The sequence below is a fragment of the Kribbella monticola genome, assembly GCF_003261635.1.
In the GTDB taxonomy this organism is placed as follows: domain Bacteria; phylum Actinomycetota; class Actinomycetes; order Propionibacteriales; family Kribbellaceae; genus Kribbella; species Kribbella monticola.
In genome coordinates this window covers 369128-381780 of record NZ_QFXK01000029.1, presented here as the reverse complement: position 1 = coordinate 381780, position 12653 = coordinate 369128, and the positions used below count along the sequence as shown (strand labels likewise).

11 protein-coding genes are annotated in these 12653 nt (G+C 68.8%); 4 read left to right on the top strand and 7 right to left on the bottom strand.

Features of this window, described 5'->3' with window-relative positions; translation table 11 throughout:
• Window positions 1-271: 271 nt before the first annotated feature.
• The 6 genes from DIZ26_RS15590 to DIZ26_RS15565 all read right to left on the bottom strand — a co-directional run bounded on the left by DIZ26_RS15590 (window position 272) and on the right by DIZ26_RS15565 (window position 6802).
• Window positions 272-1690, bottom strand: coding sequence for a diguanylate cyclase domain-containing protein (locus DIZ26_RS15590; protein WP_112241802.1), 1419 nt, complete (start codon window positions 1688-1690; stop codon window positions 272-274).
• Between the two features lie 217 nt (window positions 1691-1907).
• On the bottom strand, window positions 1908-2666 hold the full coding sequence (locus DIZ26_RS15585) for a sugar phosphate isomerase/epimerase family protein (protein ID WP_112241800.1): 759 nt from the start codon (window positions 2664-2666) through the stop codon (window positions 1908-1910).
• 69 nt (window positions 2667-2735) lie between these two features.
• The gene (locus DIZ26_RS15580) at window positions 2736-3551 is read right to left on the bottom strand and encodes a sugar phosphate isomerase/epimerase family protein (RefSeq protein WP_112241798.1); all 816 of its coding nucleotides are present in this window, start codon (window positions 3549-3551) and stop codon (window positions 2736-2738) included.
• Window positions 3548-4852, bottom strand: coding sequence for a dihydrodipicolinate synthase family protein (locus tag DIZ26_RS15575; RefSeq protein WP_112241796.1), 1305 nt, complete (start codon window positions 4850-4852; stop codon window positions 3548-3550). Before DIZ26_RS15575 ends, DIZ26_RS15580 begins: the two co-directional genes overlap by 4 nt.
• Window positions 4849-6012, bottom strand: coding sequence for a Gfo/Idh/MocA family protein (locus DIZ26_RS15570; RefSeq protein WP_112241794.1), 1164 nt, complete (start codon window positions 6010-6012; stop codon window positions 4849-4851). Before DIZ26_RS15570 ends, DIZ26_RS15575 begins: the two co-directional genes overlap by 4 nt.
• 58 nt (window positions 6013-6070) lie before the next feature.
• Window positions 6071-6802, bottom strand: coding sequence for a cupin domain-containing protein (locus DIZ26_RS15565; RefSeq protein WP_112241792.1), 732 nt, complete (start codon window positions 6800-6802; stop codon window positions 6071-6073).
• A gap of 324 nt (window positions 6803-7126) precedes the next feature.
• On the opposite strand from DIZ26_RS15565, the gene DIZ26_RS15560 reads away from it, so the two are divergent.
• The 4 genes from DIZ26_RS15560 (at window position 7127) to DIZ26_RS15545 (ending at window position 11327) form a co-directional block, all read left to right on the top strand.
• Window positions 7127-8551 carry a threonine/serine exporter family protein gene (locus tag DIZ26_RS15560; RefSeq protein ID WP_232828368.1) on the top strand — a complete coding sequence of 475 codons (1425 nt, stop codon included), beginning with the start codon at window positions 7127-7129 and terminating at the stop codon, window positions 8549-8551.
• Window positions 8552-8659: 108 nt separating this feature from the next.
• Window positions 8660-9256 carry a TetR/AcrR family transcriptional regulator gene (locus DIZ26_RS15555; RefSeq protein ID WP_112241790.1) on the top strand — a complete coding sequence of 199 codons (597 nt, stop codon included), beginning with the start codon at window positions 8660-8662 and terminating at the stop codon, window positions 9254-9256.
• On the top strand, window positions 9253-9894 hold the full coding sequence (locus DIZ26_RS15550; protein WP_112241788.1) for a VC0807 family protein: 642 nt from the start codon (window positions 9253-9255) through the stop codon (window positions 9892-9894). Before DIZ26_RS15555 ends, DIZ26_RS15550 begins: the two co-directional genes overlap by 4 nt.
• A complete protein-coding gene (locus DIZ26_RS15545) occupies window positions 9891-11327 on the top strand; it encodes an FAD-dependent monooxygenase (RefSeq protein ID WP_112241786.1) in 1437 nt (478 codons plus the stop codon). Before DIZ26_RS15550 ends, DIZ26_RS15545 begins: the two co-directional genes overlap by 4 nt.
• Here the strand turns inward: DIZ26_RS15545 and DIZ26_RS15540 are convergent.
• On the bottom strand, window positions 11249-12511 hold the full coding sequence (locus tag DIZ26_RS15540) for a glycosyltransferase (RefSeq protein WP_198676112.1): 1263 nt from the start codon (window positions 12509-12511) through the stop codon (window positions 11249-11251). The two genes, DIZ26_RS15545 and DIZ26_RS15540, sit on opposite strands and share 79 nt — an antisense overlap.
• Window positions 12512-12653: the final 142 nt, after the last annotated feature.

Below are 12653 nucleotides of genomic sequence, written 5' to 3'. Positions count from 1 at the left end.
GCCAATGAACTGGGAGTGTCGCTACTTGCGTCCGGCATGACCGCGGGGTGATCCGGGCGCATGTGGAAGGCGGAGCGCTCGTGGTGCCGTCCAGGGCGAGGAAGTCCGGTTCGCCAGCGCCGAAGCCGATCACCGGGTTGGCGGCTGTGAGGGCGAAGCAGCCGGTTCGTTTGCGTCGTGCTCTGAGCGAGGCAGCGGAGGTGCGACGTAGGAGCGCCGTAGCTGGGGGGTGGGGAGCAGCGACGTAGGAGCTGCGTGGGCGGGTGGTTGTTTAGTGGTTGCGGTGGCGTTTGGCTTGGTACATGGCGTTGTCGGCGGTGCGGAGGAGTTCGTTGAGGTCGGAGGCGTAGGGGCTGACGACGGCGGTGCCGATGCTGGCGGTGACGGGGACGTCGATGCCGTCAAGGGGTTTGCTGATGGACTCGTCGATGCGGCGCATCAGTACGTCGAGGTCGTCGCCGTCGATGTCTTCGGCGAGGATGGCGAACTCGTCGCCGCCGAGGCGGGCCACCGTGTCTCCGTGGCGTACTTCGGTGAGTAGGCGATCCGCGATCTCCCGCAGCGCCCGGTCGCCCGCCTCGTGGCCGTACTTGTCGTTGACCTGCTTGAAGTGGTTCAGGTCGCAGAAGAGCAGTACTCCGCGCCGTCCGGTCTGCCGGGATCGCTGCAGTGCCGAGTTGAACCGGTGCTGCAGGAGTCGCCGGTTCGGCAGGCCGGTGAGTGGATCGTGGGCCGCGTGGTGCTGCAATTCCCGTTCGGCGTCCTTGCGGGCCGTCACGTCGTCGATCTGGATCAGCACGATCCGCGGCTGATCCTTGCCCTGGTCAACGATCGCCGCGGTCCCGCCGAGCCAGATGTCGTTGCCGTCGGTACGCCGGAACGTCCGCTCGAACCGGTACGGCCCGTGACCGGCGCTGAGCAGTTCGATCTCGCGACTGGTCTGGCCGGCGTCCTCTTCACGGAGGTAGTCGACCAGGACGGTTCCGATCAACTGGTTCGGGGTGTAACCGGTGATCCGGCAGAACGCGTGGTTGACCCGCAGGATGCGGCCTGATTCGGGTCCGTCGAAGGCGATCGTGGCCATCCCGTTGCCGGCTCCTTCGAAGACCAGCCGGAAGGTCGTCTCGCTGGCTTCCAGCCGGGCCTTCTCGGCCAGCAACTGGTCGGTCAGCCGGGCCTTGTCGATCGCGAGCCCGGCCTGGGTGGCGAAGATCTCGAGCAGTTCGCGGTGGATCGGCCCGGGTCTGCGCTGGTCCTCCGGCAGGTCCACGGACAACATGCCGACCAGTTCGCCGCCGGGCGAGTACAGCGGTGCGAACAACGCGTCCAGCGGATGCCAGGCATCCGGGTCGGTCGGCACCGGGATCTCCGGCACCCAGCCGATCACCTCGCCTTCGGGCAGCCGCTCGTGCGGGACGAACCGGAGCGCGCCCCACTTGTCCGCGATGTCGAACTCGGCGTCGAAGATGTCGGCCGCGCTGACCGTGCCGAGCAGCGCCTTCTTGGCCTCGGGCGACCCGGCGACCGCGATCACCTCGAACTTGCCGTCCGGATGCCGCAGGTTCAGCACGGCGATCCCGAAGCCGAGACCGTCCACGACGCCGTCGACGACTGCCTGCAGGGTTTCGGCCAGGCTTCGCCCGGCGCCCATCCGGGCGCTCACCTCGTACAGACGGCGTACAGCCGTCATCCGCACAGTGGGCTCGTTCTGCACGTGTGATCTCTCCGGCGTCACGGCATCGGCGGCCTCACGGGACCCCGCCGTGGAAGGGCCCCTTACAGAGTGACAGATCCGCGGGAACGGACAACGCTTCCCGACACGCCGGTGCCCGGCCGTACGACGCCGGACGGCAACCGTGCACCTGCTGTCAGTGACGACAATAGGCCAAACTCGCTGCCGGCGACGCTCAGTACCTCATTTCGGCCAGCGACCGGTAGCTCGACGCGGCCGAGACCCACGGGTCGACAGGAGCGTCGTGCTCCACCAGCCACTGTTCGACTCCACCTTCCTCGGCAAGCGCGAACATCGCCGGGAAGTCCAGCCGGCCGGCACCGACGTCTGCGAAGGAGCCGTCCGCGGCCATGTCCTTGACGTGCAGCGCAGGGAAGCGGCCGGGGTGGTCCCGGAAGTAGTTGACCGGGTCCTTACCGCCATTGACCACCCAGTAGAGATCCAGCTCAAAGCCGAGCAGCTCAGGCTCCACCTCGTCGAGCAGGATGTCGAACAGCACCTGTCCGTCGACCTCGGCGAAGTCGTGCCCGTGGTTGTGGAACAGCAACTGCAGCCCGGCCTCCCGCGCCGCCCGTCCCGCCACCGCGAAGGCGGCCGCTGCTTCCCGGAACCCCTCGGGCGTGTGCAGTTCGGTCGGCAGCGACGGGACCACGATCCACTTCCCGCCAAGAGTCTGTACGTCGGCCAGCGCGCCCTCGAAGTCGTCGGTGAGCCGGTTGTACCCGACATGCTCGAGCACGATCCGCAGGCCGGCGTCGTCCGCAAACGAACGGATGTCCGCGGCCGAGTGGCCGAACCGGCCGCTCACCCCGACCGTGCGGTAGCCGATCTCGGCCAGCCGCTTGAGAGTGCCCGCGTAGTCGCCGGCAAGAGCCTCGCGCATCGTGTACAGGTGCATGCCGATGCCGTCGGCGGGGATGGTCCGGTCGCTCATGGGGAGTCAGTCTCCTTCGAGAGAGAACGTTGTTGCTAAAGGCAACTCAAGGCGCAGCAGCCGGCCGGCTCAGGCGACGTGTTCGCCGTACCGGGACAGGGCGAGATCGAAGACTTCCTGTCCTGGCGCGTCCCAAAGGTCCTGGTTGAAGATCTCGACCTCGACCGGCCCGTCGTACCCGGCCGCGTCGCACGCCTCACGGAGTCGGCGCAGCTCGATCGAGCCGTCGCCCATCATGCCCCGTCCGAGCAGCGTGTCGGCCGGCAACGGGACGACCCAGTCGCTCACCTGGTACGAACATATCCGCGCGCCGGCTCGCTCGATCTGCCGGTAGACGTCGGCGTCCCACCACAGGTGATACGCGTCGACGACCACGCCGACCTGCTCGACCGGGAACTGCTCGGCCAGGTCGAGCGCGCCACCGAGGGACGACACGACGCAGCGGTCCGAGCAGAACATCGGATGCAGCGGCTCGATGGCAAGCCTGACTCCAGCTTCCTGCGCGTACGGCGCGAGTTCGGCGATACCGTCGCGGACCATCGCCCGGGCACCGTCGAGATCGCGCGAGCCGGAAGGCAATCCACCGCTGACGAGGATCAGCACGTCGGTGCCGAGGGCAAAGGCTTCGTCGATCGCGCGCCGGTTGTCGTCGATCTTCTCCTGACGTTCCGCTGCGTCCGTCGAGGTGAAGAAACCGCTTCTGCACAGGGAGGAAACTCGCAGCCCGGCATCCGCGACCAGCTTGGCCGACCGCTCGACGCCGTACTCCTGCACCGGTTCGCGCCACAGGCCGATCCAGGACAGCTCGGCCTTGGCGCTCGCTGCGACGACGTCCTCCAACGACCAGTACTTCGTGGTTGCCTGGTTGAGGCTGAAGCGATTCACGCGTCGACCCCACCAACGATGAGCAGCTTGCGGAAGCGATCCACTGCCAGCTCAGGCGACGTCAGTACTCCGGCCGCGTCGGCCAGCCGGAACGTCTCGGCCAGGTGCGGAAGTGAGCGGCCGGTCTGCAGTCCGCCGACCATGCCGAAGCCGGGCTGGTGCCCGTTCAGCCAAGCCAGGAAGGCGATGCCGGTCTTGTAGTAGTACGTCGGCGCCGAGAAGATCTGCCGGGCCAGCGGGACGGTCGGTGCGAAGATCTGCTCGTACGCCGTGACGTCGCCCTCGTCGAGCGCCTTCAACGCTGCTGCGGCGGCGGGAGCGATTGCCGCGAAGATCCCGAGCAGCGCATCGCTGTGCCGGTCGCCGTCGCCCTGGATCAGCTCCGGGTAGTTGAAGTCGTCGCCGGTGTAGAGCCGCACACCGTCCGGCAGTCGTTTGCGTAGGGCAACCTCTTTGCTTGCGTCGAGCAACGAAACCTTGATGCCGTCGACGTGTGCCACGTTCTCGTTGATCAGCTCGACGACGACATCCGCCGCGGTGTCGAGCGAATCGCTGCCCCAATAGCCTTCCAGCGCAGGATCGAACATCGACCCGAGCCAATGCAGAATCACGGGCCGCGACGACTGCGACAGCAACCGGTCGTACACCTTCCGGTAGTCGTCCGGAGAAGCAGCCGCAGCACACAACGCCCTACTGGCCATCAGAATCGGCTGAGCACCGACCTCCTCAGCCAACGCCAGTTGCTCTTCGTAGGCAGCAATCACCGCATCCAGCGCCTGCGGCCCCGGGCCGAGCTGGTCGGTCCCCACCCCTACCGCAATCCGCCTCTCCTGCCCGCCCCCACCCGCACAGGAGGCGCCACCTGCACCTGGGTCCCCAGCGGCCCCGCCTGCGCCGGAGGCGCCACCTGCACCTGGGGCCCCCACGGCCCCGCCCGCGCCGGAGGAGCTGCCCTCAGGTCCCGCGACGGAGGAGCGGAAGGGTGCTTCCGCCGCGGAGCGGCGAATCAGCTCTTGGGTAGCGGCCCAATCCAGCCCCATACCCCGCTGGGCGGTGTCCATTGCCTCGGCGACCGACAACCCCAGCGACCACAGGTGCCGGCGGAAAGCGAGCGTGTGCTCCCAGTCGATCGCCGCGGGAGCGCCCGGCGAGTTGTCGCCGAGCGGGTCGGCCACCACATGCGCCGCCGCGAAGGCGAGTCGGCTGGACGCCGGCTGATAGGTGCCCCGGGCAACCGGCGTACCGGTCAGTTTGTAGGTCTCCAGGCCGCCGTCGCGGGGCAGCCGCAGCGACAGGCTCATGCCCGCGACTCGATGTCGAGCGCCGGGACCTCCAGCTTGCGGCCTTCGCGCCACGACTGCAGACCGAGTTCGGCGAGCTGGACACCCTTGGCGCCCTCGACGAAGTCCCAGGTGAACGGCGCATCGTCGACGACGTGCCGCAGGAACATCTCCCACTGCACCTTGAACCCGTTGTCGAACACCTCGTTGTCCGGCACTTCCGACCACTGGTCGCGGAACGAGTACGCCGCCGGGAGATCGGGATTCCAGACCGGCTTCGGCGTCGCCGAGCGGTGCTGGGCGCGGCAGTTCCGCAGCCCCGCGACCGCGCTGCCCTCGGTCCCGTCGACCTGGAACTCGACCAGTTCGTCGCGGAACACTCGCGTCGTCCACGACGAGTTGAGCTGCGCGATGATGCCGCCCTCGAGCTCGAAGACGCCGTACGCCGCGTCCTCGGCCGTCGCGGTGTACGGCTGCCCCTGCTCGTCGTACCGGGTCGGGATGTGGGTCGCGCCCTGGCAGTAGACCGACTTGACCGGGGCGAAGATCTGGTCGAGCACGTACCGCCAGTGGCAGAACATGTCGACGACGATGCCGCCGCCCTCTTCGGCCTTGTAGTTCCAAGCCGGCCGCTGCGCTTCCTGCCAGTCGCCCTCGAACACCCAATAGCCGAACTCGCCGCGCACCGAGAGGATCTCACCGAAGAAGCCACCGTCGACGAGTCGCTTGAGTTTGCGCAGGCCGGGCAGCGAGAGCTTGTCCTGGACGACGCCGTTCTTCAGCCCGGAGTCCCGGACCAGCCGGGCGAGATCGACCGCAGCTTCCAAGCCCTCGGCGATCGGCTTCTCGCAGTAGATCGCCTTCCCCGCCTCGACGGCGGCACGCACACCCTTCTCGCGGAGCTGGGTGAGCTGCGAGTCGAAGTAGATCTCGACGTCGGGCTCGGCCAGCGCCTCGGACAGGTCAGTGGTCCACCGGGTCAGGCCGTAGGTGTCCGCGACGTTCTTGAGCTTGAGCTCGTTGCGGCCGACCAGGATCGGCTCGGGGATGATCATCGTCCCGTCGGCGGCCGGGATGCCGCCCTGCTCGCGGATCGCCACGATGGAGCGCTCCAGGTGCTGGCGCAGACCCATCCGGCCGGTGACGCCGTTCATCACGATGCCGATGCGTCGATCGTTCACTGTGCAACCTCTCTTCGGCGCTTCGTCTGCGCTGGTCTCTATCGGGCGGTTCGCGGGATCAGGTGTTCAGGTCGTAGACATCGAGCCGGCCGCACATGCCGTGCCGCCCGAACTCGGTCGGTGCTGGGAGGCGGTGGAGCTCGGCGGTCTGCAGGTACGGCGCTCGGCCGGTCTCCAGTGCGTCGAGGGCGGCGCCGGTCTCGTCGGCGAGGCGGCGAGCGCCTTGCTCCCAGCGGCGCCGCCAATCCGCGAGTTGCGGGCGGACGATGCCGATCGCGGCCTCGTAGAACGGGTCGAGCGCGGACGGTCCCTCGGCCTCGTACGCGGTTCGCAGTACGGCGAAGCCTTCGAGCGCCAGGTCGCGCCGGGCCATCGCGGAGGGGGTTCGGGCCTCGCCCTCGCCGGTCAGCGTGGTTGCTTTGAGATAGGTCTCGCGGTCGGTGAGGTGCTCGGGCGGGAGAGTCAGTACGGCGTCGCCCGCTTCGGGCAGGCCGGAGTTGGACATCAGGGTGAGGATCTGGAGGCCGCCGTTGTTGACCAGGCGGTGGATCGTGCCGGGGTCGAACCAGACCACGGTGCCGGCCTGGAGTGGGGTCTCGGCGAAGCCCTTCGGGTTGAGTGTCTGGACCGCGCCGGAGCCCGCGATCACGTAGTACCCCTCGGAGCAGGCGAGGTGGACGTGCGGCGTACCGCCGACCAGGCCGTCGGGGGCCTCGATGTCGTAGACCTTGAGCAGCGAGATGCCGATGCCGCCGGGAAGGGCCGCGGCGGGTGGGCCGTACTCGCACATGGTCGCCTCCTGGTCCGGCCGACGCCTGGGAAAGGGCTTTCCAAGGCTGTGTGGGCAACCTTAGGTGGGCGGTCACGGCGAGTCAACCTGTCGGGAATCGGTGATGGAAAGCGGTTGCACGGCGGCGAGGTGGGTGGGCGGATGCGGTACGGCGTACCGGCTCGCGTTAGCGTCGTTGCCATCAACGAAAGGACCCCGGTGCCCGAGGCCCCCGAGTCGCCGACCGACCACCCCCGACTGAACGAGCTCTCCACCCCAGCCCGCCAGCCGCGCCACCCCCGCACGCCCGGTCCAGAACTGATGGAGATTGCCACCTCTGATCGGGTGGCTGACAGCGAAGGCGACGGTGGTGAGCGGCGGGGGGTTGGGTTCGGGCGGCGGCGGGATGATCGGGATCGGGATGGGCAGCGGGAGTTGTACCGGACGCTCGATCTGGCGTTGCGGATCGGGGAGGTGGTGTTGTCGAGCGGTGCGGGGACGGCCGATGCGACGGCGACGATCCTGTCCGTGACCGCTGCCTGCGGACTGCGCGGCTGCGAGGTCGACATCACGTTCACCTCGATCGCCATCTCGTACCAGGCGGCCCCCGACGTCGCCCCGGAAACGCATATGCGGGTGGTCCGGTACCGCGGCCAGGACTTCTCCCGGCTGACCGACGTCGACCAGCTCGTCCAGCGGCTCGCGCGCGGCGAGGTGACTCGCGCCGACGCCAGCCGTGAACTGGCGCGGATGGTCTCGGCCGGCCCGCCGTTCCCGCGCTGGAGTTCGGTGCTGGCGTGGGGCGTGATGGCCGGCGGCGCGACTCTGCTGCTCGGTGGCGGCTGGCTGATCACGCTCGTCGCCGTCGTCACGGCGATCCTGATCGAACTCAGCAACCGCTGGTTCCACCGGCAACGCCTCCCCGCCTTCTACCAGCAGGTCGCGGGCGCCTTCGTCGCCACGGCGGTCGCGCTGATCCTGTACGCCGTCCACGCGCCGGTGAAGCCGTCCCTGGTAGTTGCCGCAGGCATCATCATGCTGCTCGCCGGGATCGCCCTGACCGGCGCCGTCCAGGACGCGATCACCGGGTACTACGTGACCGCGGCGGCTCGCAGCCTGGAGGCGATGCTGCTCACCGGCGGGATCATCGCGGGCGTCAGTCTCGGTCTCGCGCTGGGGATCCGGTTCGGCCTGCCGGTCGCGATCGAGGCGCAGACGATCAAGCTCGCGAACCTGCCGATCATGGTCGGCTCCGGCGCGTTGATGGCGGTCGCCTTCGCGTTCGCCTCGTACGCGCCGCTGCGGTCGCTGCTGCCGGTCGCCGTCGTGGGCGCGGCCGGTTCGCTGGTGTTCACGATGATGGCGCGGGCGCAGTTCGGGCCCGCCTGGTCGACGGCCGCGGCGGCCTTCGTGGTCGGGCTGGGTGGGTACTCCCTGGGCCGGCGGTTCGGCGTACCGCCGTTGGTGGTGGTCGTCTCCGGCACGGTGCCGTTGTTGCCCGGATTGACCATCTACAAGGGGTTGTTCGAGGTGATGAGCAACGGCAACCTGACCGGCATCGTCAGCCTCGCCACCGCCGTCGCCATCGGTGTCGCCCTCGCGTCGGGCGTCATCCTCGGCGAGTACGTCGCCCAGCCGATCCGCCGCGAGGCCCGCCGTCTGGAAGACCGCCTCGCCGGTCCCCGCCTGGTGGGCCCCCGTCGCCCGGTACGCCGCCGCGCCCGCACCTCCCACCACCGCACCCGCCGCACCCGCCGCCCACCGGCCTGACCCGCGGCCCACCGCCCGCCGGCCTGACCCACCGACCCAAGCCATCCACCATCCGGTCCGTCCGCGCTGACACTTGACCCGAGTTACACAGTCGGATAACTTTTACACATGCGGATAAAACAAACCCGTGACCGAGCCGGGAGTACGGCAGCCCGCCGGGATCAGATCGTCGAAGCGACCATCGCCGTGCTGGCCGAGCGTGGTTACGCGGCCGCGTCGTACGACGCGATCTGCGAGGTCGCCGGGCTCAGCAGCAAGCGGCTGATCTCGTATCACTTCACCTCCAAGGACGAGTTGCTCGCCGAGGTGCTGCATCGCGTCACCACCGATGCGGGCGCCTTCATGCGTCCGGCGCTCGACGCGGCCGACGGTCCGGCGGCCAAGCTGGCGGCGTACATCCGTTCCAACGTCGAGTTCATCGCCACCCGGCCGGATCACGTCCGGGCTGTGCAGCAGATCGTGTTCGGGCAGGTGCCGGTCCCGTCGGAGGAGAGCGACAGCGCGATCGCGCGGCTGGCGAGCCTCTTCGACGACGGTCAGCGGTCGGGCGACTTCCGGACGTTCGACTCCGCGCTGATGGCGACCACGCTGCGCGCTGCGATCGACGCGGTCGCCGGGCGACTCGTCGCCGGTGCCGATCCGCAGGTGTGCGCCGACGAACTGACCGAGACCTTCCATCGAGCCACCCGGGCGGAGAAGCGATGAGTGCCGTGACAGACAACAAACCCAAGGCACGCTGGGGCGCCGTGCTAGCCCCGGTCCTGATCGATCTGGTCGTGCCCCTGCTCATCTTCTACGGCCTGCGCCGGGCCGGCGTCGGAGTGGTCGGAGCAACCCTGGCGGGATCGGTGATCCCGGTCGTCCGTACGGCGTACTCGCTGGTCAGAGGAGCCAAGGTCGACTGGCTGGCGATCTTCATGATCAGCGCACTCGCCCTCGGGACGATCGCGTCGCTGGCGATGGACAGCCCGCGGATGCTGCTCGCCAAGGACGGCGTGATCACCGCGCTGTGCGGGTTCTGGATGCTCGGTACCTTGCTCGCGGGCAAGCCGCTGCTGCTTTCGATCGGGCGTGGCATCGCCGAGGCCAAGCGGGGTAAAGGTGGCGGCGAGATCTGGGCGAGCCGGTGGGACACCGAGCCGCGGTTCCGGCACGGGCTCCGGCTGATCACCGCGGTCTGGGGGATCGGGCTGGTTCTCGACGCCGTGGTGCGCGTGGTGATCGCCTACACGCTTCCGCTCGATGCGGTGCCCGGCGTGACGACGACGCAGTGGATCGCGCTCTTCGTCGTCCTCTACGGATTCATGATCGTCTACTCCAGGAAGAACGACCTGCTCGCATGAAGAATCCAGACGTCCTGATCGTCGGCGCGGGTCCGACCGGCTTGCTGCTCGCCACCGAGCTCAGCCTCGCCGGAGTGTCGATCATCGTTGTGGACAAGGCACTGCAGCGCTCCGGGCAGTCGAAGGCCTTGACGATCCAGCCGCGGTCGGCGGAGATCCTGCACTCGCGCGGATTGCTGGAGCCACTCCTGGACGAGGTGGTCGAGCGGCTTCCCGCCGGTCACTTCGCCGGTCTCGAGGTGCCCCTGGAGTATGCGAGCTGGGAGACGCGATTCCCTTGCCAGCTGGGGATTCCGCAGGCCCGGATCGAGGAGCACCTGGAGCAGCACCTCATGACGTACGGCGTACAGGTTGCCCGCGGGCTGACGTTGACCGGGCTGACCCAGGACGACGACGGCGTACTGGCCGAGTTCGACGGCGGTACGACGGTCCGCGCGGGCTGGGTGGTCGGGTGCGACGGGGGCCGGAGTGCGGTCCGGAAGCTCAGCGAGATCGCCTTTCCTGGCCGGGACGGGCGTTTCTCGGCGGTGGTTGCCGATGTCGTCGTGGCGGACAACAGGCCCGGTTCGCGCGGCTGGGAGCTGCCGTCGCTCGTGCCGCGCGAGGGGGCGGTGATGTCGATCCTGCCGCTGGGCGACGGCGTTTACCGCGCGCTCTTCACCGGGCCCGACCAGCAGGGCTTGACCGGGGAGGTCACCTTCGACGAGGTGGCACGGGCGCTGACCGGCTGGTACGGCGACGAGGTGGTGCTGCGGGAACTCCGCTGGGGTTCGCGCTTCACCGACGCGGTTCGGCAGGCTGCGCAGTACCGGAAGGGCCGGGTGTTCCTCGCGGGCGATGCTGCGCACATCCACTCGCCGACCGGTGGGCAGGGAATGAACCTTGGGCTGCAGGACGCGTTCAACCTGGGCTGGAAGCTCGCGGCGTACCTCAAGGACGGCGTCGATCTGCTGGACAGCTACCACGCGGAGCGGCATCCGGTCGGTGCGGCCGTGCTGGCGAACACTCGCGCACAAGGCGTCCTGATGGTCCCGGACGACGACGTCGCCTGCCTGCGCGGGATCTTCGTCGAGTTGATGAAGTTGCCCTCAGCAAACAAATGGCTCGCCGGTCTGGTCTCCGGGCTCGGTGTCCGCTACGAGCAGCCGGGCGAGCATCCGTTGACCGGGCAGCGGATGCCCGACCTTGAGCTCGGTACGACGAGCGTCGCGGAGCTGCTCCGACCCGGGCGGCACCTGCGGCTCGAGCTGTCGGGCTGGGCGGAGGCGGCGCGCGTCGTCGTACGGCCGGACGGCTATGTCCTGTGGGCTGCTGACGAGCCGACCGCGGAATGGCCGGAGTTCGCCGGTGGCGCTCAGGCGTTGACGGTTCGTTCGACGGCGTCGGCCGCGGCGGTGACACCGGACTCGGAACGGAGCTTCGCAGCGAGGTGATGGGCGCGGTCGGCTGGTTCGTCGGCGAGCAAGGGTTCCAGGGCGGCCAGCAGGGTGTCCGCCGAGAGGTCGGTGAAGGCGAGCGTGTTGCCGACCCCGAGGGCCTTGAGCCGGGCACCCCAGAACGGCTGGTCTGCGAAGACGGCACAGATCACGGTGGGGAGTCCGGCCCTGATCGAGCTGCCTGTAGTGCCCGCGCCGCCGTGATGAACGGCCGCGCGACACCGCGGTAGCACTGCCTCGTGGTCGAATTCACCGACCACGCGAACGCGCCCGCCGGTCGTCGTACTGAGAGCGAGATCGGCCCAGCCGGCACCGACGAGCGCGCGGACGCCGAGCTTGCTGCTGACCTGGTCGATGAGGGCCAGCGCTGCCCGCGGATCCAGGACGGGCATGCTGCCGAAGCCGAAGTACACCGGTGGATCGCCGCCGTCGAGCCAGCGGTCCAGCTCGGGATCCACGGCGCCGTTGAGCTCGGCCTGTTGCTCGTCCGAGGGACAGAGGAAGCCGGTGATCGGGCGGCGCAGACCCCATTCGGTCAGCTCCGGGACGAGGTGCCGGCTGTAGATCTGCAGTTCGAGTGAGCCCGTCTGCTCCAGTCGGGCGGCTGTTCCCAGCGTTGTCGGTGGCAAGCCGACCTTGCCGCGCAGCTCGTTGACGAAGGGCGCGAAGACCGGCCAGTTGCCCTTCTCCACCTGCTCGTACGTCTCCAGATTGCGCTCGGGTGAGAAGACCTCGCGCGACACCACCATGTGCGGATAGGCGCTGTTGCTGCGCATCGGCGCGTAGTGCACCGCGACGTACTGCGCCTGCGCGGCCTCGGCGATCACCGCGGCCTCCAGCTCGGTCACCGATCCGGAGATCACCACGTCGGCGCCGGCGGTGTGCTCGATCAGCTTGGTGTGCAGCAGCTCCGCGATGCGGCGCTTGTAGTCGAGCAACCAGCGCACGTACGACGCCATGTCGCCGGACGCGAGCCAGTTGCGTCCCTGCTCGGACTCCATGAACTCGCGCGCGTTCAGCTCCAGATCGCTCGTCGGTACGCCGAGCCGCTCGCCGAGCCACCGCAGATCCGTGTTCAACGCCAGCTCGACGTCGTACCCACGGCGCTTCAACTCGGCAGCCAGCAGCACCATCGGCTGCGCGTCCCCTCGCGTCCCCATCCCCACCATCGCTACCCGCATGCCCACCCCTGAGCCTAGGTTCCACCGAATCCGTGCGGAGCTTTCGATGCTAGAACCCACCGCCCACCCTGACCGCCGAACCCGGCGCGCCTTGCTCAGCCGCCCACGGAGCGCGGGAAATTGTCCAAGGCGTGGGCTAGAA

Excerpts from the sequence above, each read along its gene's own strand:
- DIZ26_RS15590 (WP_112241802.1), bottom strand. The coding sequence starts at position 1,690 with ATGACGGCTGTACGCCGTCTGTACGAGGTGAGCGCCCGGATGGGCGCC.
- DIZ26_RS15585 (WP_112241800.1), bottom strand. The coding sequence starts at position 2,666 with ATGAGCGACCGGACCATCCCCGCCGACGGCATCGGCATGCACCTGTAC.
- DIZ26_RS15575 (WP_112241796.1), bottom strand. The coding sequence starts at position 4,852 with ATGAGCCTGTCGCTGCGGCTGCCCCGCGACGGCGGCCTGGAGACCTAC.
- DIZ26_RS15565 (WP_112241792.1), bottom strand. The coding sequence starts at position 6,802 with ATGTGCGAGTACGGCCCACCCGCCGCGGCCCTTCCCGGCGGCATCGGC.
- DIZ26_RS15555 (WP_112241790.1), top strand. The coding sequence starts at position 8,660 with ATGCGGATAAAACAAACCCGTGACCGAGCCGGGAGTACGGCAGCCCGC.
- DIZ26_RS15550 (WP_112241788.1), top strand. The coding sequence starts at position 9,253 with ATGAGTGCCGTGACAGACAACAAACCCAAGGCACGCTGGGGCGCCGTG.
- DIZ26_RS15545 (WP_112241786.1), top strand. The coding sequence starts at position 9,891 with ATGAAGAATCCAGACGTCCTGATCGTCGGCGCGGGTCCGACCGGCTTG.
- DIZ26_RS15540 (WP_198676112.1), bottom strand. The coding sequence starts at position 12,511 with ATGCGGGTAGCGATGGTGGGGATGGGGACGCGAGGGGACGCGCAGCCG.